15 protein-coding genes, 1 tRNA gene and 1 rRNA gene are annotated in these 25865 nt (G+C 70.7%); 4 read left to right on the top strand and 13 right to left on the bottom strand.

Features of this window, described 5'->3' with window-relative positions; all coding sequences use genetic code 11:
- The first annotated feature begins 80 nt into the window (after positions 1–80).
- The 3 genes from ABZ930_RS26900 to ABZ930_RS26890 all read left to right on the top strand — a co-directional run bounded on the left by ABZ930_RS26900 (position 81) and on the right by ABZ930_RS26890 (position 6698).
- Complete coding sequence (locus ABZ930_RS26900) at positions 81–4829, top strand: ATP-dependent helicase (RefSeq protein WP_361552747.1); 4749 nt, start codon at positions 81–83, stop codon at positions 4827–4829.
- Positions 4830–5022: 193 nt separating this feature from the next.
- Complete coding sequence (locus ABZ930_RS26895) at positions 5023–5823, top strand: DNA-formamidopyrimidine glycosylase family protein (protein WP_361552744.1); 801 nt, start codon at positions 5023–5025, stop codon at positions 5821–5823.
- An 83-nt stretch (positions 5824–5906) separates the two neighbouring features.
- Entirely contained in the window at positions 5907–6698 is a 792-nt protein-coding gene (locus ABZ930_RS26890; protein ID WP_361552741.1) for an SDR family NAD(P)-dependent oxidoreductase, read from the top strand.
- Here the strand turns inward: ABZ930_RS26890 and ABZ930_RS26885 are convergent.
- The 10 genes from ABZ930_RS26885 to ABZ930_RS26840 form a co-directional block, all read right to left on the bottom strand.
- On the bottom strand, positions 6646–6981 hold the full coding sequence (locus ABZ930_RS26885; RefSeq protein WP_361552738.1) for a hypothetical protein: 336 nt from the start codon (positions 6979–6981) through the stop codon (positions 6646–6648). The genes ABZ930_RS26890 and ABZ930_RS26885 overlap by 53 nt on opposite strands.
- Positions 6982–7122: 141 nt before the next feature.
- Positions 7123–7596 (bottom strand): DNA starvation/stationary phase protection protein, encoded by a 474-nt coding sequence (locus ABZ930_RS26880; protein ID WP_361552896.1) that lies wholly within the window; start codon positions 7594–7596, stop codon positions 7123–7125.
- A 172-nt stretch (positions 7597–7768) separates the two neighbouring features.
- Entirely contained in the window at positions 7769–8149 is a 381-nt protein-coding gene (locus ABZ930_RS26875; protein WP_361552735.1) for a helix-turn-helix transcriptional regulator, read from the bottom strand.
- A 109-nt stretch (positions 8150–8258) separates the two neighbouring features.
- Positions 8259–8837, bottom strand: coding sequence for a CinA family protein (locus ABZ930_RS26870; protein ID WP_361552732.1), 579 nt, complete (start codon positions 8835–8837; stop codon positions 8259–8261).
- Positions 8834–9541 carry a CDP-diacylglycerol--glycerol-3-phosphate 3-phosphatidyltransferase gene (gene pgsA, locus ABZ930_RS26865; RefSeq protein ID WP_361552729.1) on the bottom strand — a complete coding sequence of 236 codons (708 nt, stop codon included), beginning with the start codon at positions 9539–9541 and terminating at the stop codon, positions 8834–8836. Before pgsA ends, ABZ930_RS26870 begins: the two co-directional genes overlap by 4 nt.
- The gene (gene rimO, locus ABZ930_RS26860) at positions 9538–11007 is read right to left on the bottom strand and encodes a 30S ribosomal protein S12 methylthiotransferase RimO (RefSeq protein WP_361552726.1); all 1470 of its coding nucleotides are present in this window, start codon (positions 11005–11007) and stop codon (positions 9538–9540) included. The genes pgsA and rimO overlap by 4 nt, the downstream gene beginning before the upstream one ends.
- Before the next feature lie 79 nt (positions 11008–11086).
- Positions 11087–11941: a helix-turn-helix domain-containing protein gene (locus tag ABZ930_RS26855; protein ID WP_361552723.1), complete on the bottom strand. Its 855-nt coding sequence runs from the start codon at positions 11939–11941 to the stop codon at positions 11087–11089.
- 270 nt (positions 11942–12211) lie between these two features.
- Positions 12212–14977 (bottom strand): DNA translocase FtsK, encoded by a 2766-nt coding sequence (locus ABZ930_RS26850; protein ID WP_361552720.1) that lies wholly within the window; start codon positions 14975–14977, stop codon positions 12212–12214.
- 115 nt (positions 14978–15092) lie between these two features.
- Positions 15093–15773, bottom strand: coding sequence for a response regulator (locus ABZ930_RS26845; protein WP_353945113.1), 681 nt, complete (start codon positions 15771–15773; stop codon positions 15093–15095).
- Between the two features lie 274 nt (positions 15774–16047).
- A complete protein-coding gene (locus tag ABZ930_RS26840) occupies positions 16048–21546 on the bottom strand; it encodes a HAMP domain-containing protein (protein WP_361552717.1) in 5499 nt (1832 codons plus the stop codon).
- A gap of 408 nt (positions 21547–21954) precedes the next feature.
- Between ABZ930_RS26840 and ABZ930_RS26835 the strand changes: the two genes are divergently transcribed.
- Entirely contained in the window at positions 21955–24573 is a 2619-nt protein-coding gene (locus ABZ930_RS26835) for a SpoIIE family protein phosphatase (RefSeq protein ID WP_361552714.1), read from the top strand.
- Positions 24574–24641: 68 nt separating this feature from the next.
- Here ABZ930_RS26835 and ABZ930_RS26830 read toward each other — a convergent pair.
- From ABZ930_RS26830 to rrf, 3 genes are all read right to left on the bottom strand, one after another.
- A tRNA-Thr gene (locus ABZ930_RS26830) sits at positions 24642–24714 on the bottom strand.
- Between the two features lie 97 nt (positions 24715–24811).
- Positions 24812–25474, bottom strand: coding sequence for a DegT/DnrJ/EryC1/StrS family aminotransferase (locus ABZ930_RS26825; protein ID WP_361552893.1), 663 nt, complete (start codon positions 25472–25474; stop codon positions 24812–24814).
- Between the two features lie 118 nt (positions 25475–25592).
- Positions 25593–25709 (bottom strand): 5S ribosomal RNA (gene rrf / locus ABZ930_RS26820).
- Between the last annotated feature and the right edge of the window lie 156 nt (positions 25710–25865).

The following is a 25865-nucleotide window of genomic DNA, read 5'->3' as shown; positions in this document are numbered from 1 at the left end:
TGTGCGCCGGGCCCGCCGCGACGAACCACCCGTTTGCGCTGGTCACGGCGGTTGTCAGTGGTCGGGTGCAGGATGGAGCCATGGTCAGGTCCAATGAGGGGGCGACCGGCGCCCCCAGCGCACTCGGCGCCCTTGACGGGTTCTCCCCCGCGACCCGCGGTTGGTTCACGGGAGCCTTCTCCGCGCCCACGTCCGCCCAGGCCGGGGCGTGGCGGGCGATCGGCGAGGGCTCGGACGTGCTGGTGGTCGCGCCGACCGGGTCGGGCAAGACCCTGGCCGCGTTCCTGGCGGCCCTGGACCAGCTGGCCTCCACCCCGCCGCCCGCCGACCCCAAGAAGCGCTGCCGGGTCCTGTACGTGTCGCCGCTGAAGGCCCTGGCGGTCGACGTGGAGCGCAATCTGCGCAGCCCGCTCACCGGCATCCGGCAGGAGTCGGTGCGGCTCGGTCTGCCGGAGCCCGAGGTGAAGGTCGGCATCCGCTCCGGCGACACCCCGCCCGCCGAGCGCCGCGCCCTGGCCACCCGGCCCCCGGACATCCTGATCACGACGCCCGAGTCGCTGTTCCTGATGCTGACGTCGGCCACGCGTGACGCGCTGACCGGCATCGAGACGGTGATCCTGGACGAGGTGCACGCGGTGGCCGGCACCAAGCGCGGCGCCCATCTGGCGCTCTCCCTGGAGCGTCTGGACCAGCTGCTGCCCCGCCCGGCCCGCCGCATCGGCCTGTCGGCGACGGTCCGCCCGGTGGACGAGGTGGCGCGCTACCTGTCGCCGCAGCGCCGGGTGGAGATCGTCCAGCCGCCGTCGGGCAAGGAGTTCGACCTGTCGGTGGTCGTTCCCGTCGAGGACCTGGGCGAGCTGGGCGGCTCCCCGGTGGCCGACTCCGACCAGGGCGCCGAGCGTCCGTCGATCTGGCCCTCGGTGGAGGAGCGGATCACGGACCTCATCGAGGCCCACCGCTCGACGATCGTGTTCGCGAACTCCCGCCGCCTCGCGGAGCGCCTGTGCAACAGGCTGAACGAGATCGCGTACGAGCGCGCCACCGGCGAGGCCCTCCCCGAGGACCACTCGCCCGCCGAGCTGATGGGCGGCTCCGGCGCGGCGACCGGCGCTCCCCCGGTCATCGCGCGCGCCCACCACGGCTCGGTCTCCAAGGAGCAGCGCGCCCAGGTCGAGGAGGACCTGAAGGCGGGGCGGCTGCCCGCGGTCGTGGCCACCTCCAGCCTGGAGCTGGGCATCGACATGGGCGCCGTGGACCTGGTCGTCCAGGTCGAGTCGCCGCCCTCCGTGGCCTCCGGTCTGCAGCGGGTCGGCCGTGCGGGCCACCAGGTGGGCGCGGTCTCCACGGGCGTCGTCTTCCCCAAGTACCGGGGCGACCTGGTGCAGTCGGCCGTGGTGACCGAGCGCATGCGGACCGGCTCCATCGAGTCGCTCCGCGTCCCGGCCAACCCCCTGGACGTGCTCGCCCAGCAGCTGGTCGCGATCACCGCCCTCGACAGTTGGCAGGTCGACGACCTCCTCACCCTGGTCCGCGGGGCGGCGCCCTTCGCCTCGCTCCCCGAGTCGGCGTTCACCGGTGTCCTCGACATGCTGGCGGGCCGCTATCCGTCCGACGCCTTCGCCGAGCTGCGGCCGCGCGTCGTCTGGGACCGCGTCGCCGGGACCGTCACCGGCCGTCCCGGGGCGCAGCGGCTGGCCGTCACCTCCGGCGGCACGATCCCCGACCGGGGCCTCTTCGGAGTCTTCCTCGCCGGAGCCGACCCCAAGAAGGGCGGCGGCCGCGTCGGCGAGCTGGACGAGGAGATGGTCTACGAGTCCCGGGTCGGCGACGTCTTCACACTCGGCACCAGCTCCTGGCGCATCGAGGACATCACGCGCGACCGCGTCCTGGTCTCCCCCGCCCCCGGAGTCCCCGGCCGGCTCCCCTTCTGGAAGGGCGACCAGCTGGGCCGCCCGCTCGAACTGGGGCGCGCGGTGGGCGCGTTCCTCCGTGAGATCGGCTCCCAGAAGCCCGACGACGCGCGCGTGCGCCTCACCTCGGCGGGCCTGGACACCTGGGCCACGGACAACGTGCTGGCGTATCTGGCCGAGCAGCGCGAGGCGTGCGGCCACATCCCGGACGACCGCACCATCGTGGTCGAGCGTTTCCGCGACGAGCTGGGCGACTGGCGGGTCGTCGTCCACTCCCCCTTCGGCGCCCAGGTGCACGCGCCCTGGGCCCTCGCCCTGGGCGCCCGGCTCAGCGAGAAGTACGGCATGGACGCGCAGGTCATGCACGCCGACGACGGCATCGTGCTGCGCCTGCCGGACGCGGACCTGATGGGCCTGGACCTCCTCGACCAGGAGCCCGCCAAGCCGGGCCTGGAGTACGACGCCGAGCAGGCCCCCATCGGCGCGGCGGACGTCGCCTTCGACAAGGGCGAGGTCGACCAGATCGTCACCGATCAGGTCGGCGGCTCGGCCCTGTTCGCCTCCCGGTTCCGCGAGTGCGCGGCCCGCGCGCTGCTGCTCCCCAAGCGCAATCCCGGCAAGCGCACCCCGCTGTGGCAGCAGCGTCAGCGGGCCTCCCAGCTGCTCGAGGTGGCCAGCGAGTTCGGCTCGTTCCCGATCGTCCTGGAGGCGGTGCGCGAATGCCTCCAGGACGTCTTCGACGTGCCCGGGCTCGCCGAGCTGATGGGCGACATCGAGTCCCGCAAGGTGCGCCTCGTCGAGGTCACCACCCCGGAGGCCTCCCCCTTCGCCCGCTCGCTGCTCTTCGGCTACGTGGCGCAGTTCCTGTATGAGGGCGACTCCCCGCTCGCCGAGCGCCGCGCGGCCGCGCTGTCCCTGGACTCGCACCTTTTGGCCGAGCTGCTGGGCCAGGCCGAGCTGCGCGAGCTGCTCGACGCGGACGTCCTGGCCGAGCTGGAGCAGGAACTTCAGTGGCGCACCGAGGACCGCCGCGTCAAGAGCGCCGAGGGCGTCGCGGATCTGCTGCGGCTCCTCGGCCCGCTCACCGACGCCGAGTTGACCGAGCGCGGCGCGGAGCCGGGCTGGGCCGAGGAGCTGGCCGCCGCGCGCCGCGCCATCCGCGTCCGCGTCGCCGGTACCGATCACTGGGCGGCGATCGAGGACGCCGGCCGGCTGCGCGACGCCCTGGGCACCGCACTGCCCGTGGGTGTGCCCGAGGCGTTCACGGAGCCGGTGAAGGACCCCCTGGGCGACCTCCTGGCCCGCTTCGCCCGCACGCACGGCCCGTTCACCTCGGCGCAGGCGGCCACCCGCTTCGGCCTGGGCACCGCGGTCACCGAGGGCGCCCTGCAGCGTCTCGCGGCGAACGGCCGGGTCGTGCAGGGCGAGTTCCATCCGGCGGGCATCGGCCAGGAGTGGTGCGACGCCACCGTGCTGCGCCGCCTGCGCCGCCGCTCCCTGGCCGCGCTCCGGCACGAGCTGGAGCCGGTGCCGCCGGCCGCGCTGGCCCAGTTCCTGCCCCAGTGGCAGCACTTGGGCGGCCACGGCCTGCGCGGGATCGACGGCCTGGTCCGCGCCGTCGAGCAGCTTCAGGGCGCCTCGGTGCCCGCCTCCGCACTGGAGAAGCTGGTGCTGCCCTCCCGCGTCTCCGGCTACGCACCGGCGATGCTGGACGAACTCATGGCGTCCGGCGAGGTGGTGTGGGCCGGAGCGGGTTCGCTGCCGGGCAAGGACGGCTGGGTCAGCCTCTACCTGGCGGACAGCGCGCCGCTCCTGCTGCCGCCCCCGCACCCCCTGGAGCCGACGGCGCTCCACCAGTCGGTCCTGGACGCCCTCGCGGGCGGCTACGGCCTGTTCTTCCGGCAGATCGCCGACCAGGTCCGCGCCACCACCCACCCGGAGGCCACCGATCCCCAGCTGGCCGACGCCCTGTGGGAGCTGGCCTGGTCGGGCCGGCTCACGAACGACACGCTGGCGCCGATGCGGGCCGTCCTGGGCTCCGGGCGCACCGCCGGATCCACCGCCCACCGGGCCCGCAGAGCCGTCCCGCGCGGCCGCTACGGAAGCCTCACAGGGGCCGCCCGCGCGACCTCGCGCACCGGCCCGCCCACGGTCGCGGGCCGCTGGTCCCTGCTGCCCGCCCAGGAGCCCGACCCGACGCTGCGCGCCCACGCCCTGGCCCGCACCCTCCTCGACCGGCACGGCGTGGTGACCCGCGGCGCCGTGGCCGCCGAGGGCGTCGAGGGCGGCTTCTCCGCGACGTACCGGGTGCTGTCCGTCTTCGAGGAGAGCGGGCAGGCCCGGCGCGGCTATGTCGTGGAAGGACTCGGCGCCGCCCAGTTCGCCATGGACGGCGCCGTGGACCGCCTGCGCGCGGCGGCGACGGCACGGGAGCGCGGCACGGCCCCGCCGGACCCCTGGGCCCCGGCCGACACGCCCGCCCCGAAGAGCGGCGGGCCCCGCGCGCTCGTCCTGGCGGCGGCCGACCCGGCGAACGCGTACGGGGCGGCCCTGTCCTGGCCGGAACCCCCCACCGGCGCGGGCCACAAGCCGGGCCGCAAGGCGGGCTCCCTCGTGGTCCTCGTCGACGGCGAGCTGACGCTCTACATGGAGCGCGGCGGCAAGACCCTGCTGTCCTGGCCGGCCTCCGACGGCACACCCACGGCGGACGCCGCGGCCCCCACCCCCGCCGAGCTGGCCGACGACCCCCGGCTGCCCGTCGCGGCCCAGGCACTCGCCGACGCGGCCGGCTCCGGCGCGCTCGGCACGATCACGGTCGAGCGGATCAACGGCACGGCGGCGCTCACCTCCCCGTACTCCTCCCTCCTGGAGGGCTCAGGCTTCCACGCGACGCCCCGCGGCCTGAGACTGCGCGCATGACCCACCCAGCCCCGCAGAGGCACCGGCCACCCGCCGAAGCCCCCTGAATCTGCCCGCCCGAACCCCACTGCCCTGAGACTGCCCACCCGATCCTCCTGCGCCCCGCCCCACACAGCCCCGCTCGGCCCGCGCCCACCCCCCCCACCCCCACCACGGCATGCCACCCCACCCGCCCCCCGCCTACGCTGAACCCATGCCCGAAGGAGACACCGTCCTGCAAGCCGCGAAACGGCTGCACACCGCCCTCGCGGGCCAGGTGCTCACCCGCTCCGACCTGCGCGTCCCCCGATTCGCCACGGCCGACCTGACCGGCCGCGACGTCCTGGACGTCACCGCGCGCGGCAAGCACCTGCTGACCCGCATCGAGGGCGGCCTCACCCTCCACTCGCACCTGCGCATGGACGGCTCCTGGAAGATCTACGCGCCGGGCGAGCGCTGGCGCGGCGGCCCCGCCCACCAGATCCGCGCCATCCTCGGCAACGAGACGCGCACGGCGGTCGGCTACCGCCTCCCCGTCGTCGAACTCCTGCGCACGGCCGAGGAGTCCAAGGCCGTCGGCCACCTCGGCCCCGACCTGCTCGGCCCGGACTGGGACCCCGACACGGCCCTGCGCAATCTGCTCGCGGACCCGGCCCGCCCGCTCGGCGAAGCCCTCCTCGACCAGCGCAATCTGGCCGGCATCGGCAACGTCTACAAGTCCGAGCTCTGCTTCCTCCTGCGCGTCACCCCCTGGCTCCCGGTCGGCGAACTGCCGGACGCGGCCACCACCCGCCTCCCCCTCCTCGCCAAGAAGCTCCTCGAGGCCAACCGCGACCGCCCGACCCGCATCACCACCGGCAGCAGCCACCCCGGCGAGCACCTCTACGTCTACGGTCGCGCCCCGCGCCCCTGCCTGCGCTGCCGGACCCCGATCCGCAAGGCGAACCAGGGCGACGGATCCCGGGAACGCCCCACCTACTGGTGCCCCGTCTGCCAGCAGGGCCCGACACCGTAGCCCCTGCGCCACACCCGCCGTCCCGCATTTCCGAGCACGCACAACAATTGACGACCCGTCAGAAATGCTCGTACGGTCGCTTCATGCCTGTCACGGCGTACGACCTCACCGGACGCACCGCGTTCGTCACCGGCGCGGCGAGCGGCATCGGCCGCGCCTCGGCCGTCCTGCTCGCCCACGCGGGAGCCACCGTGCACTGCGCGGACCGCGACGAGCAGGGCCTGCACGAGACGGCCGACCTCATCAAGCAGGACGGCGGCACCGCGCACCCGTACCCGCTCGACGTCAGCGACCGCGGACAGCTCACCGAGGCGATCGCCACGGCGGCCCGCCCCGGCGGCGACGGCAGCGGCGGCGGTCTCGACATCATGGCCGCGATCGCCGGGGTCATGCACTCGAGCCCCGTCCTGGAGACCCGCGACGAAGACCTCGACCGCGTCTTCGCCATCAACTTCAAGGGCATCCTGTACGCCTGCCAGGAAGCGGCCCGCACGATGATCGCGAACGGCACCCGCGGCAGCATCGTCACGATGGCGTCGGGGGCCGTCGACACCGGCGGCCCGGGCCTGCTCTGCTACGGCGTCGCGAAGGCGGCCGTCGTCCAGCTGACCAAGACGCTCGCCACAGAGGTCGGCCCGCACGGCATCCGGGTCAACGCGGTCGCCCCCGGCTGGATCCGCACCCCGATGACGACCCGACACGACGAGCGCGCCCAAGAGCACACCGAGGCCCTGATGACGCGTATGACCCCGCTCGGCCGGGTCGGCGAGCCCGACGAGATCGCGCACGCGGTGCTGCACCTCGCCTCGGACGCCGCGTCCTTCACGACCGGCCAGATCCTCCGCCCGAACGGAGGCGTCGCCATGCCCTGGTGACGAACCCCCACACCCCGCCCGCGGTCTCCTGCCCCGCCCGCAGCGCCCGCACCCGCACCTTGCGCGCACCATGACGCCCCGGCATTCCCGCGACGCCGGCCGCCTTCGACTTGGGCAACGCGTGCACCGGCAGCAGACTCAGCCCCCAGCCCCCCGCGGCGACCGCCCCCTCGAACGCTCCCGCGTCCGGCGCGAAGGCCAGCCGCAGCACTCCCCACCACCACACCAGCCCGACCAGCACGGCGGGTATCCAGCGCAGCGCTCGCCATCGGCCCACCGTCACCGCCCGCTCACCTCCACCCGTACCGCACCGACCGCACCACGCACCGCATTCCGACGCTAACGAAGCCCGCGCCCCACGGACAGGGCGCACCGGGCGCGCGCCACCGTCGAGGCGGCGCGCGCCCGATCGCGCGGCGGCGGCTCAGCCGCCGTTCTCGGCCTGGAACATCCAGTGGTGCTTCTCCAGGTCCGCCGTGATGGCGATGAAGATGTCCTGGCTCACGGGGTCCGCATCGCCGGTCGCGTCGATCCGCTCCCGCATCCGGGTGATCACGGCGCCGAGGGCGTCCACGAGGGTGCCCACCGCGTCCACGTCCTTGACCCAGCCGTCGGCGATCGTGCCGATCCCGCTGGTGGCGGCCACGGTCCCGGCCCTGCCGTCCGGCGACACCCCGAGCGTGGAGGCCCGCTCGGCCACCGTGTCGGAGTGCAGACGCGCGGTGTCCACCACCTCGTCCAGCTGCAGATGCACGGACCGGAAGCGGGGACCGACCACGTTCCAGTGGACCTGCTTCGCCACCAGGGAGAGGTCCACCAGATCGACCAGGGCACCTTGCAGGGCCTCGGAGACCGTCTTCAGGTCTGCGTCGGACAGGGGACTCTTCACGACGTACATCCGTACCTCCATCTCGAAACCATTACCAACAATGGCATATCCGTACTAACACGGACATACGAGGGAGGTGTGAGGGCCGAACGTCCCAGGTGCCGTCGGCCGTGCGCACAGCGAAAAGCCCCGGCCGAAGATCTCGACCGGGGCTTTCCCAAGCTCATGCTGGGCGCAACCGCTACGCCGCTACGACGTCGACGGCCTCCGCAGGCGCCTTGATGGTCACCCGTTCCGGCGGGACGCCGGTCACGGAGACGGAATTCAGCATCGGACGAACCGGCGCCGTCACCGGTTCCGACGGGACCGCTGCCGCCGACGCGGCCAGCTCCGCGAGAGCGAGCTCGTCGCTCACCTCGCGCATCAACTCGGACATCCGTACGTCAAGCGCGTCGCAGATCGCGGAGAGCAGCTCGGAGGAAGCCTCCTTCTGCCCCCGCTCCACCTCGGAGAGATAGCCGAGCGAGACTCGGGCGGACGAGGAGACTTCGCGCAGAGTACGGCCCTGGCGCTGGCGCTGCCGACGCAGCACGTCACCCAGCAGGCGACGGAGCAGAATCATCGGTGGCTCCCTCCTCGGACCGCGTAGCCGCATCCTTCACGCCCCACCGTACCGCCTTGGGCGGCGGCCGTGCGGGGAGCGATGTCGTGTTCACTCAGGGCTGCAAACATCAAAACCCCCCGTTCTGTTCCGTATCCTGTGTCCGCGCATTCCCAGTACGTTCGCCGGAATGCGCTCCGACCAGCTCTTCCGTGAGCAGCCCGAGCACGCTCCGTACACTCTCTCTACGAATTTCCGCCCGGTCGCCGTTCAACCGCAGTCCGAGCACTTTGCGGCTACCAGCGAAATCGCGTGCATGCCGGAAACCACCCGTGCCGGGCTCCTCGGGCCCGGCCACCGCCACGAAGACGGTGCCCACGGGCTGCCCGTCCTGGGGCTCGGGACCCGCGACACCCGTGGTGGCGATCCCCCAGTCCGCACCGAGCGCGTCGCGCACTCCGGCGGCCATCTGGAGCGCCACGTCAGGGTGGACTGCGCCGTGCGCGGCGAGCAGCGCCGCGTCCACGCCGAGCACCGTGTGCTTGAGCTCGGTGGCGTAGGCGGTGACGGAACCGCGGAAGGACTTCGAGGCCCCGGGCACCGCCACCAGCTCCGCGGCCACCAGACCGCCGGTCAGCGACTCCGCGACGGCAAGGGTCTCCCCTCGCTCCGTCAACAACCGCAGCGCCTCGGCAGCCCCGTACGTCACTTCTCGGCCGCCTCCGAGGGCGTCTGGCCACCGGCGGCGGCCGGGGAGAGCGCCGCGGCGGCCTGCGCCTCGGCCAGCCCGGCGCGGCGCAGCACGACCGCCTGTCGTACGTAGTCGAGACCGGTCACCACGGTGAGCACCACGGCGACCGCCATCACCCAGAACCGGAACGTCGCGAGCGGCCCGGTCAGCGCGAGCACGTACATGCCCACGGCCGTGCCCTGCGCGAGGGTCTTCATCTTGCCGCCGCGGCTGGCCGGGATGACCCCGTACCTGATCACCACGAAGCGCAGCAGCGTGATCCCCAGTTCGCGACCGAGGATGACGCCGGTCACCCACCACGGCAGGTCACCGAGCGAGGACAGACAGATCAGCGCCGCTCCCATGATCGCCTTGTCGGCGATGGGGTCGGCGATCTTTCCGAAGTCGGTGACCAGGTTGTACGTGCGGGCCAGATGCCCGTCGAAGACATCCGTGATCATGGCGACGGCGAACGCCGCCCAGGCCCACGCCCGCATCGCCGGGTCGTAGCCCCCGTCGGCGAGCATCAGCACCACGAAGCCCGGCACCAGGAGCAGCCGGACCATGGTCAGGATGTTGGCGATGTTCCACAGGCTGGCCTGGTTGACGGCCGCAGTGCCCAGCTTGCCGCCGGGCGCCGGCCTACCGGTGCCACCTGCGGCGGATGCCGGCACTCCGGTCATCTGCCTGCCTCCTCAAGCCCGTCGAGCGGCTCGGCGACGAGGTCCACTCCCTCGGTTCCGACCACCTTTGCCACGACCATACGGCCGACCGTCAGTCCCTCGCCGCTCGTGAGCCGCACCTGGCCGTCCGTCTCCGGCGCCTGGTGCGCGCCGCGGCCGATCACGCCGTCCTCGGCGTCCACCGACTCGACGAGCACCTCGACGGTCTCGCCCAGACGCTCCTCGGCCCGCTGCGACACCAGCTGCTCGGCGAGGCGCGACACCCGCGCGAGCCGCTCGGCGACGACGTCCTCGTCCAGCTTGGTCTCGTACGTGGCCGCTTCCGTGCCCTCCTCGTCGGAGTAGCCGAAGACGCCGATGGCGTCGAGCCGCGCGCCGTTCAGGAACCGCTCCAGCTCGGCGAAGTCGGCCTCGGACTCACCGGGGAAGCCCACGATGAAGTTCGACCGGACACCCGCCTGCGGTGCCTTGCTCCGAATGGTGTCGAGCAGCTCCAGGAAGCGGTCGGTGTCGCCGAAGCGACGCATGGAGCGCAGCACCGCGGGGGCGGAGTGCTGGAAGGAGAGATCGAAGTACGGGACGACCTTGTCGGTCCCCGTCAGCACGTCGATGAGACCGGGCCGCATCTCGGCGGGCTGCAGGTAGCTCACCCGCACCCGCTCGATCCCGTCGACACCGGCCAGCTCGGGCAGCAGAGACTCCAGGAGACGGATGTCACCGAGGTCCTTGCCGTACGAGGTGTTGTTCTCGGAGACCAGCATGACCTCCTTGACGCCCTGCTCGGCGAGCCAGCGCGTCTCGTTGAGCACATCGCTGGGGCGGCGCGAGATGAACGAGCCGCGGAACGACGGGATGGCGCAGAAGGTGCACCGCCGGTCGCAGCCGGAGGCCAGCTTCACGGAGGCCACGGGCGCGCCGTCGAGCCGGCGCCGCAGGGGCGCACGCGGCCCGGACGCGGGCGCGACACCCTCGGGCAGCTCGGTGAGGACCACCGGGGCGTGCCCCGGCAGCGCGATGCCGGAGCCGGCCTCCTGGCGCTCGGCCGGGCTGATGGGCAGCAGCTTGCGCCGGTCGCGCGGGGCGTGGGCCTCCACGCTGCCGCCCGACAGGATCGTCTGGAGGCGGCCGGAGATGTCCTCGTAGTCGTCGAAGCCGAGCACACCGTCGGCCTCGGGAAGGGCCTCGGCGAGCTCCTTGCCGTACCGCTCGGCCATGCAGCCCACCGCCACGACGGCCTGGGTTCTGCCGTGCCCCTTGAGGTCATTGGCTTCGAGGAGGGCGTCGACGGAGTCCTTCTTGGCGGCCTCGACGAAGCCACAGGTGTTCACGACGGCGACATCGGCGGACTCGGCGTCCTCGACGAGCTCCCAGCCGTCCGCCTCCAGGCGGCCTGCGAGCTCCTCCGAGTCCACCTCGTTACGGGCGCAGCCAAGGGTGACGAGTGCGACGGTACGGCGTTCGGGCATGGACTCAAGACTACTTCGTCCCACTGACACCCCTCGCCGGGAGGGTTACCGGGAGATCGCCGAGGCCACCGGTTCGGCCTCAGCCGACCTCGGGATCGCCCTTGGTGTAGGTGAGCCGCTCGACCTGGCCGGGCTGGAACTCGTCCTGGATCTTCTTCCCGTTCACGTACAGCTGGACGGCACCGGCGTCACCGAGCACCACGTCGACCTTCTGGTTGTCCTGGAAGGTCTTCGACTGTCCCTGTTCGAGTACTCCGTCGAACAGAAGGCGGCCGTTGTGGTCCTTCGCGGAGATCCAGCTGCGCCCGTCCGCCGCGTTGATCTTGACGGTGACCTTGTCGCGCGGGGCGGCCGCGATGGCGCTGTCCGAGGGGTTCGGCTTCGGGTCGGAGGGCTTCTTGGTGCTGGGCTTCGGCTTGGGGCTCGCGGGCTTGGAGGTGCTGGGCGTCGCGCCCTCGGCGGCCTGCTGCTTGTCACCGTCGTCGTCCCCGCCGTTCACCGCCGTGTAGCCCACGAAGGCGATGACAGCGACGATCGCGGCGACCATGGCGGCCGTCCAGTTCGGCCGGCGCGGCTCGGAGCGGATGCGCTCGGCCTCGAACAGCGGTGTGGCCGGTGTCGGCGCGGGCCGGCCGCCGTGCTCGGCGCCGTACTGGGCGAGCAGCGGCTCCGGATCGATGTCCACGGCACGCGCGAGCGTGCGGATGTGGCCGCGCGCGTACACGTCGCCGCCACAGCGCGAGAAATCGTCCTGTTCGATCGCGTGAACGATCGGGATGCGCACCCGGGTCGACTGGCTGATCTCGTCGACGGTGAGACCCGCGGCGATGCGTGCCTGCTGCAGGACATGACCGATCGACGGCCGGTCGTCGCCCGCTTGCGGGGTGTGGTCTTCCGAAGGGCGGTCGTCTTCAGGGGAGTTGCCGATGGACACGGGGGCGCCTTTCGAGCGTGTAGCCACCTGCTGGAGGTTCAGTCTAGGGGGGGTACGAAAGGGTGGGGCAACCGGGCGGTCGGACTTTGTACGCCATCAGAGCCACCGGTGTGACCCGAGGTCCTGATGGTCGACAAGGCGTCGCCCCTCCCCTCAACTTGACGTACGCGATGAGGAAACGGTTGCCCCCGATTCCCTTACGAGTGACATCGAAATCGCGCCGGTCCCGCACCGAGCGATCCCGGGCCGTTCGGTCCGGGATCGAACGGCCTAAGAATGAGCCTCCCCGCGGATCACCGCGAGCACTCCATCGAGTTCGTCCGGCTTCACGAGCACGTCCCGCGCCTTGGACCCCTCGCTCGGGCCGACGATGCTGCGCGACTCCATGAGGTCCATCAGCCGGCCGGCCTTCGCGAAGCCCACGCGCAGCTTGCGCTGGAGCATGGACGTGGACCCGAACTGGGTGGAGACGACCAGCTCGGCCGCCGCGCACAGCAGCTCCAGGTCGTCGCCGATGTCCTCGTCGATCTCCTTCTTCTGCTTGGTGCCCACGACGACGTCCTCGCGGAAGACGGGCGCCATCTGGTCCTTGCAGTGCTGCACGACGGCGTGGATCTCGTCCTCGGTGACGAAGGCGCCCTGCATACGGGTCGGCTTGTTCGCGCCCATGGGGAGGAAGAGCCCGTCGCCCTTGCCGATCAGCTTCTCGGCGCCCGGCTGGTCCAGGATGACGCGGCTGTCGGCGAGCGAGGAGGTGGCGAAGGCGAGCCGCGAGGGCACGTTGGCCTTGATCAGGCCGGTGACGACGTCGACGGACGGCCGCTGGGTGGCGAGCACCAGATGGATGCCGGCCGCACGCGCGAGCTGCGTGATGCGCACGATCGCGTCTTCCACGTCGCGCGGCGCGACCATCATCAGGTCGGCGAGCTCGTCGACGATGACCAGCAGGTACGGGTACGGCTTCAGCTCCCGCTCACTGCCCTCGGGCGTCTTGAGCTTGCCGTCGCGGATCGCCTGGTTGAAGTCGTCGATGTGCCGGTAGCCGAAGGCCGCGAGGTCGTCGTAGCGCAGATCCATCTCGCGCACGACCCACTGCAGCGCCTCGGCGGCCCGCTTGGGGTTGGTGATGATCGGCGTGATGAGGTGCGGAATCCCCTCGTACGCGGTCAGCTCCACGCGCTTGGGGTCGACGAGGACCATCCGCACGTCCTCGGGGGTCGCCCGCACCATGATCGAGGTGATCAGGCAGTTGATGCAGGACGACTTTCCGGAGCCGGTGGCGCCCGCGACCAGGATGTGCGGCATCTTCGCCATGTTCGCCATCACGTAGCCGCCCTCGACGTCCTTGCCGAGCGCGACCAGCATCGGGTGGTCGTCCTCGGCGGCGTCGGCGAGGCGCAGCACGTCCCCGACGTTGACCATCTCGCGGTCCGTGTTCGGGATCTCGATGCCGACCGCGGACTTGCCGGGGATCGGGCTGATGATCCGCACGTCCGGGGAGGCGACGGCGTACGCGATGTTCTTGGCCAGCGCGGTGATCTTCTCGACCTTCACCGCGGGGCCGAGCTCGACCTCGTACCGGGTGACCGTCGGACCGCGCGTGAAGCCGGTGACGGCGGCGTCGACCTTGAACTCGGTGAAGACCGTCGACAGCGATTCGACGACGGCGTCGTTGGCGGCGCTGCGCGACTTGCCCGGTCCGCCGCGGGTCAGCAGGTCGAGCGACGGCAGCGAGTACGTGATGTCGCCCGCGAGCTGGAGCTGCTCGGCGCGCGGGGGCAGGTCGCGCGGTGCGTCGGGCGAGGACTTCGTCAGGTCCGGCACGGCCAGCTTGGACGGCGTCTCGGGCTCCGGGACGGCCGGCGCGGCTTTTTTGCCGCGCGCGGTCGGTACGGGCGCCGTGCGCTCCGGCGCGGAGGCGTCCCCGGTCCGCTCCCCCGCCCGGTCCCCGCCGACGCCCTGGGTGAGGTCGGCGACGAGCGGCGACGGCGGCATCCCGTGCAGCACGGCACCGTCGAGAGCCGCCGCGGCGGCCGCGGCCACGTCGACGGCGTCCATGGGGCGCTCCATGGCGGGCTGCACGGACGCGCGCCGGGGCCTGCGCCGCTTGGAGAGCGCGTCTTCCTCTATCCGGTCGGGGTCGTACGCCTGTGGCTCCTCCTGGGCCGCCGGGCGCCGCCTCCCGCGCGCGGGCGCGGCCTCGCGCCACTCCTCGTCGTACTCGCCCTCCACGGCCTCCCCGACGAGCGTGTCGTCGTGCACGATGCCGAGGCGGACGCCGAGCAGCCGCAGCCGCTGCGGGATCGCGTTGACCGGCGTCGCGGTGACCACGAGCAGTCCGAAGACGGTGAGCAGCACGAGCATCGGGACCGCGAGCACCTGGGTCATGGTGAAGCTCAGCGGGGTCGCCGCGGCCCAGCCGATGAGGCCGCCCGCGTCCTGTATGGCCTGCATGCCGTCGCTGCGCGCGGGCGAACCGCAGGCGATGTGGACCTGGCCGAGCACGCCGACGACCAGCGCCGACAGGCCGATGACGATCCGCCCGTTCGCCTCGGGCTTCTCCGGGTGCAGGATCAGGCGCACCGCGATGAAGCCGAGCAGCAGCGGCACCAGCAGATCGAGCCGGCCGAACGCGCCGGTCACCAGCATCTCGACGAGGTCCCCGACGGGACCGCGCAGATTGGACCAGGTGCCGGCGGCGCAGATCAGCGCGACGCCGAGCAGCAGCAGTGCCAGTCCGTCCTTGCGGTGCGCGGGGTCCAGCCCCTTCGCGCCCCGCCCTATGCCGCGGAACATCGCGCCGACGCTGTGCGCGACGCCGAGCCACACGGCGCGCACGAGCCGGTAGAGGCCGCCGGTGGGGCTGGGGGCCGGCTTCGGTACGGGCTTCTTGGCAGCGGCCTTCTTGGCCGGTGCCTTCTTGGCGGCGGTCTTCTTCGCGGGCGCTTTTCTCGCAGCGGCCTTCTTCGCCGGAGCCTTGGCCGGCGCCGCCGCCTTCTTCGCGGGCGTCTTCTTGGCTGCGGGACGTGAGGCCATGGGTGTGAGGTTACCGGGGGACGAGGCCGGGGACACGTGTGGTCGCGGCTTCACCCGTTTGTGTCGCGGTCTGATGCCGTGTGAGGTGACGCGCCCTCAAAGCCGGGGCGGCTGCTCAGTTCTGGGACGGGACGGACGGCGTGCCGCTGCCGGTGCCGGGCTCCAGCGCGTCGAGCGCTCTGCGCAGACCGGTGAGCTTGCGCTCCAGATGGGCGGCCGTGGCCACCGCGGCCGCGTCCGCCGACTCGTCGTCGAGCTGCTTGGAGAGCGCTTCGGCCTGCTCCTCGACGGCCGCGAGCCGCGCGGACAGCTCGGCGAGCAGCCCGGCGGGCTCCTTCGCGTCGCCGACCGCCTTGCCGCCGCCCTCCAGCTGGAGCCGCAGCAGTGCCGCCTGCTCCCGCAGCTGGCAGTTCTTCATGTACAGCTCGACGAAGACCGAGACCTTCGCTCGCAGCACCCACGGGTCGAACGGCTTGGAGATGTAGTCCACCGCGCCGGCCGCGTACCCCCGGAAGGTGTGGTGCGGCCCGTGGTTGATCGCTGTGAGGAAGATGATCGGGATGTCCCGTGTCCGCTCTCGGCGCTTGATGTGCGCCGCGGTCTCGAAACCATCCATTCCCGGCATCTGAACGTCGAGCAGAATGACCGCGAAGTCGTCCGTGAGCAGCGCCTTGAGCGCTTCCTCCCCGGACGATGCCCGCACCAGCGTCTGATCGAGCGCAGAGAGGATGGCCTCCAGCGCCAGCAGATTCTCCGGCCGGTCATCGACCAGGAGGATCTTGGCCTTCTGCACCATGGCCCGCCCTCCTCGCCCCGGCATGGGGCCGCCCCTGTCCGCAGGACTCGGGGAGGCTCCTGTCGCCGCCCCGGGGAACGACTCCCTTGCGCCGCCCGTCCTTGTGCCGGTCATGGTAGCCGCACCCCGCCTGTCGCCACACCCTGTCACCGCGATGTCACTGTGCACGTAGCAGAAACGCGGTGGGGGACCAGAAGGTTCCCCGTACACCGCACTTCTACACGGCCTCGGCCACACTCAGTCAGCAACTCTGCGTGAAAATTCCGTTTTCCCATCACTCACCGCGCATCCACTGTTCCATCACAGAGAGCAAATGATCCGGGTCGACCGGCTTCGTGACGTAGTCGGAGGCGCCCGATTCGATGGCCTTCTCCCGGTCGCCCTTCATCGCCTTCGCGGTGAGCGCGATGATCGGCAGACCGGCGAACTGGGGCATCCTGCGGATCGCCGTGGTCGTCGCGTAACCGTCCATCTCCGGCATCATGATGTCCATCAGCACGACCGTCACATCGTCGTGCTGCTCCAGGACTTCGATGCCCTCCCGGCCGTTCTCCGCGTACAGCACCGACAGCCCGTGCTGCTCGAGAACGCTGGTCAGCGCGAAGACGTTGCGGATGTCGTCGTCGACGATGAGCACCTTCTCACCGCCGAACGTGAAGCCGCGCCGCGGTTTCGGCGCGGGGATCTCCTCGGCCAAGCCCTCCCACGGCTCCTGAGCGGCCCCGGACCGGCCCGGCAGGGCCTCTCGCGGCTCGGGCTCCGGGACGGCCCTGCGACGGCGCCTGAAGAGCGCGGCGGCGCCGTTCTGCGTCTCCCGGTACGACTTCACCTCGGCCGGGGTCTCCACCTCGGCGGCCGGCTCGGGCGCCGCGTCCAGGGCGAGCGGCCGTCCCGGCTCGACGGCCGGGGCCAGCTGCGCGTACCCCTGGGGCGGCAGCTCGCTCGGGTGCAGCGGCAGGTACAACGTGAACGTGGAGCCGCGGCCGGGCTCGCTCGCCGCGTGGATCTCGCCGCCCAGCAGGCGGGCGATCTCCCGGCTGATGGAGAGCCCGAGACCCGTACCGCCGTACTTGCGGCTGGTCGTGCCGTCGGCCTGCTTGAACGCCTCGAAGATGACCCGCATCTTGCTGGCCGCGATGCCGATACCGGTATCGGTGACCGAGAACGCGATCAGGTCCGCGTCCGCGTCCTGCAACGACCCCGCTTCCAGGAGCTGTTCACGGATCGCGTTCGGCACGTCGTTCCCGGCCGGCCTGATGACCAGCTCGACCGCTCCGGAGTCGGTGAACTTCACCGCGTTGGAGAGCAGGTTGCGCAGTACCTGGAGGAGGCGCTGTTCGTCGGTGTGGAGCGTGGTGGGCAGTTCCGGCGACACCCGTACGGAGAAGTCGAGTTGCTTCTCCGCGGTCAGCGGCCGGAACGTGGCCTCCACGTAGTCGACGAGCTGCACCAGGGCGATCCGCGTCGGCGAGACGTCCATCTTGCCCGCCTCGACCTTCGACAGGTCCAGGATGTCGTTGATCAGCTGGAGCAGGTCGGAGCCCGCTCCGTGGATCGTCTCGGCGAACTCGACCTGCTTCGGCGTGAGGTTCGCGTCGGCGTTGTCGGCGAGCAGCTTGGCGAGGATCAGCAGCGAGTTGAGCGGGGTGCGCAGCTCGTGCGACATGTTCGCGAGGAACTCGCTCTTGTAGCGCATCGACACCGCGAGCTGCTCGGCGCGCTCCTCGAGGACCTGCCGCGCCTCTTCGATCTCGGTGTTCTTGACCTCGATGTCCCGGTTCTGCTGGGCCAGTAGTTCGGCCTTCTCCTCCAGCTCGGCGTTGGACGCCTGGAGGGCCTTCTGCCGGTTCTCCAACTCGGCCGAGCGCTCCCTGAGTTGCTCGGTCAGCTCCTGGGACTGCTTCAGCAGCACCTCGGTCTTGGTGTTCACGGAGATGGTGTTGACGCTCGTCGCGATCATCTCGGCGATCTGGTTGAGGAAGTCCTTCTGGATCTGCGCGAACGGCGTGAAGGACGCCAGCTCGATCACGCCGAGCACCGTGCCCTCGAAGAGCACCGGGATCACGATGACCTGCGCGGGCGGCGCCTCCCCGAGACCCGACGCGATCTTCAGGTAGCCGCTCGGCGCGTTGTCCACGAGGATCGTGCGCTTCTCCTGGGCGGCCGTGCCGATGAGCGTCTCGCCGGGCCGGAAGGAGGTCGGCATGGAGCCCATGGAGTAGCCGTAGCTGCCGAGCATGCGCAGCTCGTACGCGTCCTCGTCGCTGCTCGCCGCGTCGGCGCCGTCGTCCAGCGGCATCGCCAGGAAGAACGCGCCGTGCTGCGCGGAGACCACCGGCGTCAGCTCGCTCATGATGAGCGAGGCCACGTCGTCGAGGTCGCGGCGGCCCTGGAGCAGACCCGAGATGCGGGCCAGGTTGCCCTTGAGCCAGTCCTGCTCCTCGTTGGCGATCGTGGTGTCGCGCAGGTTCGAGATCATCTTGTTGATGTTGTCCTGGAGGACCTGGATCTCGCCCGCCGCGTCGACGTCGATCTTGAGGTTGAGATCGCCGCGGGTCACCGCGGTGGCCACGGCCGCGATGGCGCGCACCTGACGGGTCAGGTTCCCGGCCATCTCGTTCACGGACTCGGTCAGGTCGCGCCAGGTGCCGTCGACGTCGCGCACGCGTGCCTGGCCTCCCAGCTGGCCCTCGGTGCCCACCTCGCGGGCGACCCGGGTGACCTGGTCGGCGAAGGACGACAGCTGGTCGACCATCGTGTTGATCGTCGTCTTCAGTTCGAGGATCTCGCCCCGCGCGTCGATGTCGATCTTCTTGGTCAGGTCGCCCTTGGCGATGGCGGTCGTGACCATCGCGATGTTGCGGACCTGGCCGGTGAGGTTCGAGGCCATGCCGTTCACGGACTCGGTGAGGTCCTTCCACGTGCCGGCCACGCCGGGTACGCGGGCCTGGCCGCCGAGGATGCCGTCCGTACCCACCTCACGGGCCACCTTCGTGACCTGGTCGGCGAACGAACTCAGCGTCTTCACCATCGTGTTGAACGTGTCGGCGAGCTGGGCGACCTCGCCGCGCGCCTCGATGGTGACCGTACGGGTCAGGTCGCCGTTGGCCACGGCGTTGGCGACCTGGGAGATGTTACGCACCTGCATGGTCAGGTTGTTGGCCATCAGGTTGACGTTGTCGCTCAGGTCCTTCCAGATGCCGGTGACGCCCGGAACCCGTGCCTGGCCGCCGAGCTGGCCCTCGGTGCCCACCTCACGGGCGACCCGGTTCACCTGCTCCGCGAACGCCGACAGCTGGTCGACCATCGTGTTCACGGTGGTGACGAGTTCGAGGATCTCGCCCTTGGCGTCGACGGTGATCTTCTTGGACAGGTCGCCGCGGGCGACCGCCGTGGTGACCTCGGCGATGTTGCGCACCTGGAGCGTCAGGTTGTTCGCCATGAAGTTCACGGACTGGGTGAGGTCCTTCCAGGTACCGGACACCCCCTGCACCTCGGCCTGACCGCCGAGGATGCCGTCCGTACCCACCTCACGGGCGACACGCGTGACCTGCTCGGCGAAGGCCGAGAGCTGGTCCACCATCGTGTTGAGGGTGTTCTTCAGCTCCAGGATCTCGCCGCGCGCGTCGACGTCGATCTTCTGCGACAGGTCACCGCGCGCGACCGCGGTGGCGACCTGCGCGATGTTGCGCACCTGGGCCGTGAGGTTGCCGGCCATGCCGTTCACGGAGTCCGTCAGGTCGCGCCACACACCGGCGACGCCGGGCACCTGCGCCTGACCGCCCAGGCGTCCTTCCGTGCCCACTTCGCGGGCGACCCGCGTGACCTGGTCGGCGAAGGCGGACAGCTGGTCGACCATCGTGTTGATGGTGTTCTTCAGCTCCAGGATCTCGCCGCGCGCGTCGACGTCGATCTTCTGCGACAGGTCACCGCGCGCCACGGCCGTGGTGACCTGAGCGATCTGCCGCACCTGCGACGTCAGGTTGCCGGCCATGAAGTTGACGGAGTCGGTGAGCTCCTTCCACGTGCCGCTCACCCCGTCCACGCGGGCCTGACCGCCGAGCCGGCCCTCCGTGCCCACGTCCCGGGCCATCCGGGTCACCTGGTCGGCGAACGACGACAGCTGGTCCACCATCGTGTTCACGGTGTTCTTCAGCTGGAGCATCTCGCCGGAGACGTCCACGGTGACCTTCTGCGACAGGTCGCCGTTGGCCACGGCCGTCGTCACCTGCGCGATGTTGCGCACCTGTCCGGTCAGGTTGCGGAAGGCCGTGTTGACGGAGTCCGTCAGGTCCTTCCAGGTACCGGCGGCGCCCACGACGAGCGCCTGGCCGCCCAGCTCACCCTCGACACCGATCTCCCGGGCCACACGGGTCACTTCGGAACCGAAGGCGGAGAGCTGGTCCACCATCGTGTTGACGGTGTTCTTCAGCTCCAGCATCTCGCCCGCGACGTCGACGGTGACCTTCTGGGAGAGATCACCGTTGGCCACCGCCGTGGTGACGGTCGCGATGTCGCGCACCTGAGTGGTCAGGTTTCTGAAGACGGTGTTGACGGAGTCGGTCAGGTCCTTCCAGGTCCCGGCCGCGCCCGGCACATTGGCCTGGCCGCCGAGCTGGCCCTCGGCGCCCACCTCGTTGGCGACACGCGTGACCTCGTCGGCGAACGTGCGCAGCGTCTCGGTCATCTGGTTGATGGTCTCGGCGAGCTGGGCGACCTCGCCCCGCGCGGACACCGTCACCTTCTGGGACAGGTCGCCGTTGGCCACCGCCGTGGTGACCTGGGCGATCCCTCGCACCTGGGCCGTCAGGTTGCCGGCCATGAGGTTCACCGAATCGGTGAGGTCCTTCCACACACCGGCCACACCGGGCACCTGCGCCTGGCCACCGAGCTCGCCCTCCGTGCCCACCTCGCGCGCCACGCGCGTGACCTCGGAGGAGAAGGACGACAACTGGTCCACCATGGTGTTCACGGTGTTCTTCAGTTCGAGCATCTCGCCCGCGACGTGAACCGTGACCTTCCGGGACAAGTCACCCTTGGCCACCGCGGTGGTGACGAGAGCAATGTCACGCACCTGCGCGGTCAGCCGGTACGCCATGGTGTTGACCGAGTCGGTCAGGTCTTTCCACGAACCGGACATTCCGCGTACGCGCGCCTGCCCGCCCAGCTTGCCCTCGGTCCCGACCTCGCTCGCGACACGCGTGACCTCGTCCGTGAAGGTCGAGAGCTGGTCGACGAGGTTGTTGACCGTCCGTCCGACCTTCAGGAACTCCCCGCGCAGCGGATGCCCCGCCCCTTCGGGCACCTGCGCCCGCAGCTCCATACGGGGCGACAGATCGCCCTCGGCGACCGCCGTGAGCACCCGCCCCACCTCGGACACGGGGCGTACGAGGTCGTCGACGAGCGCGTTCGACGCGTTGATCGCCGAGGCCCACGAGCCCTCGCACGCGCCGGTCTCAAGCCGCTCCGTGAGCTTTCCCTCACGTCCGACCATCCGCCGCACCCGCGACAGCTCGCCGGTGAGGTGCAGATTCCGGTCGGCCACCTCGTTGAAGACAGCGGCGATCTCCGACATCACGCCGTCGCCGTTGACCGTGAGGCGCTTGCGGAAATTGCCGTCCCGCATGGCGACGAGACCGGCGAGCAGCCGGTTCAGCGCCGCGCTGTCGACCGTCGTCGTCCCGCTGCCGTTGCGCGATTTGCGCTGTTTCGCCAGGGACTGTCCGCCTTCTGCGCGCGTTTTCTTGCCCCGCGTCGCTGCGCCAGACTCCACTGTGTCCCTCCCGCAGGGATCGACCTGTACTGCTCGGGTAGCTCGGCTGTGCCCAGATGCGCTTCTACCTCCGCACCCGTCATTCGATGCGTTCTCTTCAGAAGCCTGCCCAGTGTTTCACCATGGCTGAACCAGGCCATAACAGTTCGGCAGCTTCGCACACCGTCCGCACACCCTCCGGGCGGAAACACTGGCGACCGGCATCCGCATGGACGGCGAAGGTAAGTAACCTGGCATACGGCTGTCCACCCACCCCGGTCGGCCCGACCTGGGCGGTGGCGGAAAACGAGCGGGCATCGGAGGGGCGGCCGAGACATGGGTACGGGAGACCTGGGCCTCGACATTCGTACAGCGAGTGCTGCGGCGGGTACGGCGAGTACATCGAGTTCAACGCGTACAGGGAGTTCTGTGATCACCGCGCGTGCGGCTGCCACCTTCGAGCCCGTCGGGCGGTCCGTCGCGACCGCCCGATCCTTCGTGCGCGACACCCTCCAGGGGTGGGGCTACGCCGACATCATCGACGACGCCGTGGTGCTGACCAGCGAACTCGTGACGAATGCCGTGGTGCACGCGGGCACATCCGCGGACGTTCTGTGCCTGCGCAGTGACGACCACGTACGCATCGAAGTCTCCGACCGCTATCCGGAACGCGAGATCCCGCTCCAGTCCTCGGCGATCAACATGGGCAGTCCCGACCGCGAGGGCGGCCGCGGTCTCCAGCTCTGTGCCGCGCTCGCGGGCCGCTGGGGAGTGGACTATTCGGCCACGCACAAGCAGGTCTGGTTCCAACTCGACCTGCCGGAGCGCTCGGTGGGCACGCGCGCGGCCGGCCCCGTGGTCCCCACCGATCTGCTGCCGCTCGCCGACGAGCGGGTGCGCGTCGCCGTCGTGCAGATCGACAAGACCGGCGCGGTCACGTCGTGGAACGAGGACGCGGAGCGCCTTTTCGGCTATCCAGCCGACCAGGTCACCGGCAAGCCCCTCACCGACTTCGCGGCCTGGCCGCACACGCCGGGCACCAGCACGGGCATCGCCGACGCGCTCCAACTCTCGCGCTGGGAGGGCAGTTACGGCATCCGTGCGGCCACCGGCCGTGTCCTCCCCGTCTACGCCTCCCATCTGCGGGTCCGCGACACCGACGGTGAGCCCTCGACGGTCTGCCTGCTCGTTCGCGATCACGAGCGCGCCGTGCTGCAGACGCCGCTGCGCGTCCCGGCGCCCGACAGCGGGTCGTCGGACAGTCAGGGCTCCGACCCGTTCGAGGTCTTCATCGGCTCCCCCGCCCCCGACGACCTGGACGGCCTGCTCCAGCGCACGGTGGAGCGGGCCCGCGACATGCTCGACGGCGATTCGGCCTTCCTGCTGCTGGCCACGGACGACGAGACGGAGCTGGAGGTCCGCGCCTCCACCGGTCTGCCCTCGGCCCGTCAGCGCTTCGCGCGCGTGCCCGTCGAGGTGGGCCCCGGCCGCTACGGCTCGGCGCGCATGCCGGCCGTCCACGAGGACCTCACCCAAGTCCCGGGCGCCGTCCCGCTGCTGAACGGCACGGGCATGCGTTCGGTCGTGACGGTCCCCCTCAAGGTCGAGGGCCGCCTGACCGGCTCGCTCGGTGTCGCGGCCGAGTCGCCGGACCGCTACTCCAACGAAGAAGCCCTTCGCCTCCAGTTCGCGGCGGACCGTATCGCGCTGGCCGTCGAATCGGCGCGTCTCGGCGAGCTGGAGAAGCTGCGCCGCGGTTCGCTGAGTTTCCTGGTGGAGGCGTCCGATCTGCTGGCCGGCACGCTCGACCGGGACCAGACGCTGGCGCTGATGGCCCAGATGACGGTGCCGACGCTGGCGACCTGGTGCGCGGTGTACACGATCGCCGACCAGGCCTCGGACCCGTACCTCTCGTACGTCCTGCACGAGGACGAGGAGCGCATCGACGGCCTCAAGGCGCTCCTCTCCAAGATCGCCCCGCCGGAGCCCGTGCCCACGCCCGGCGCGCGCGTCTGGCCGGCGCCCGCGGAGGCGGCCCATCAGGCGGCACTGCGTACGTCGATGAGAAGCCTCGGCCTGAACGAGCCGACGAGCGTGACCTCCGGTATCGGTACGACGCTCGCCACGGCGTCGGCGGTGGGCGGCGAGACGGTCGTCCTCCCTCTGGTCGCCCGCAACCGTGTCATCGGCATGCTGACGCTCGGCAAGCCGACGGACGAGCACTTCCGCCAGGAGATCCTGGAACTGGCCGAGGACTTGAGCCGCAGAGCGGCCCTGGCTCTCGACAACGCCCGCCTGTACTCGGAGCGCATGGCGATCAGCCAGTCCCTCCAGCGCAGCCTCCTCCCGCCGGAGCTCCCTGACGTCCCGGGCGTCGAGGTGGAGGTCATCTACCGCGCGGCCGGCGAGGGCAACGAGGTGGGCGGCGACTTCTACGACCTCTTCCCGATCCGCGACGGCGCGTACGGCTTCGCGATCGGCGACGTGTGCGGCACGGGCCCGGAGGCGGCCGCGGTGACGGGCCTGGCCCGGCATGCGCTGCGCCTGCTGGCCCGCGAGGGCTTCGGCGGCCCGGCGGTCCTGGAGCGGCTGAACGCGGCGATCCTCGACGAGGGCGCCCGCAGCCGCTTCCTGACGCTGCTCTACGGGGAGTTGTGGCCGCAGGAGGACGGCTCGGCGGTCCTGAAGATGGTCTGTGCCGGTCATCCGCTTCCGCTGCGTCTGCGCCAGGACGGCACGGTCGTCCCGTTCGCCGAGCCGCAGCCGCTGCTCGGCGTGATGGACGATCTGGAGCTGTACGAGCAGACGATGACGCTGGACGCGGGCGATGTCCTGCTGTGCGTCACGGACGGCATCACGGAGCGCCGTGAGGGCACTCGCATGCTGGGCGACGACGGTCTCGCCGAAGTCCTGTCGACGTGTACGGGGCTGACGGCCGGCGCCGTGGCCGCCCGCATCATGCGCGCGGTGGAGCGCTTCGCCGCTGACGCCCCGTCCGACGACATGGCGATCCTGACGATGCGCGTACCGGGCCTGCACCACGACTGACGCCGGAGGGGCGGGGGGAAAGGCAAAAAGCCCCCGCCCTGTTTCCAGGGCGGGGGCCTCAATTCCTGAGCCCCCAAGCGGAATCGAACCGCTGACCTTCTCCTTACCATGGAGACGCTCTACCGACTGAGCTATAGGGGCTTGTCGCTTTCGCGGTTTTCCGCGCGCCAACGAGTTAAAGCATACCCGAAGATCAGGTCGCTTCGAACCATCGATCGCACGGCCCGCGAAGGCTGCGCTAGAAGGCGGGTTGGAGCAATCCGCCGAGTGCGTTGCAGGCGGAGACGACCCGTTGCATCTGCCGCTTGGACAGTGCCGTGTCGAGGGTGAGTGCCAGTGTTTCGTCGGCGGCGCGTTCCGTCTCGGGCAGTTCCACGTCCCGCCGGAAGGCGGGCATGCGGTGCACCGGTGTCTTCACCGGCACGCTGCATTCGACTCCCTTGCCCCGCAGGGCGCGAGCGAAGGCGTCCCGGTCGGGCCGCCCGTTGCCGGGTACCCGCACGACGTACTGCTGATAGGTGTGCCGTTCGCTCGCCGCGGGCGTCCGCAGCCCGCTGAGCCGCGCGTTCAGATAGGCCGCGTACGCGCGTCGCCGGCCGACTTCCTCGAACGGCAGCTGGGATTCGCCCTGCTCCATCAGGAACAGCCCGCGGCGCTGGGTGACTCCCCTCAGCCGCTCGAGGTCGGCGCTGTGCCCGAAGCGGTGCACGGCGATGACGGCGGCGGTCCGCTCGCTGACGCACGCGGCGACGTGTGCGGGGTCGACGCAGTACGTGTCGGGGTCGATGTCCGCGAAGACGGGAGCGGCGCCTGCCTGTACGACGGCTTCGGCGACCTCGGGGTTGCCGAAGGCCGGCACGATCACTTCGTCACCGGCGCCGACACCGGCGGCTTGCAGCATTCCAACTGTGCCCATGGCACCGAATAGTCATGGCGCTACGTGAACGGCAAGTAAAGCAAAACAAAAAAGAGCTGGTCCCCGAACCAAAGGTTCGGGGACCAGCTCTTTATCAAAAGGAGTTCGGCGGCGTCCTACTCTCCCACAGGGTCCCCCCTGCAGTACCATCGGCGCTGTAAGGCTTAGCTTCCGGGTTCGGAATGTAACCGGGCGTTTCCCTCACGCTATGACCACCGAAACACTATGAAACTGACAACCGCACCATGTGTGGCACATGGGGTTGTTCGTGGTTTCAGAACCAACACAGTGGACGCGAGCAACTGAGGACAAGCCCTCGGCCTATTAGTACCGGTCACCTCCACACCTCACGGTGCTTCCAGATCCGGCCTATCAA

The organism is Streptomyces sp. NPDC046716 (assembly GCF_040645755.1).
In the GTDB taxonomy this organism is placed as follows: domain Bacteria; phylum Actinomycetota; class Actinomycetes; order Streptomycetales; family Streptomycetaceae; genus Streptomyces.
The sequence above is the reverse complement of the archived record's forward strand: the minus strand, read 5'-3'. Positions and strand labels throughout refer to the sequence as shown.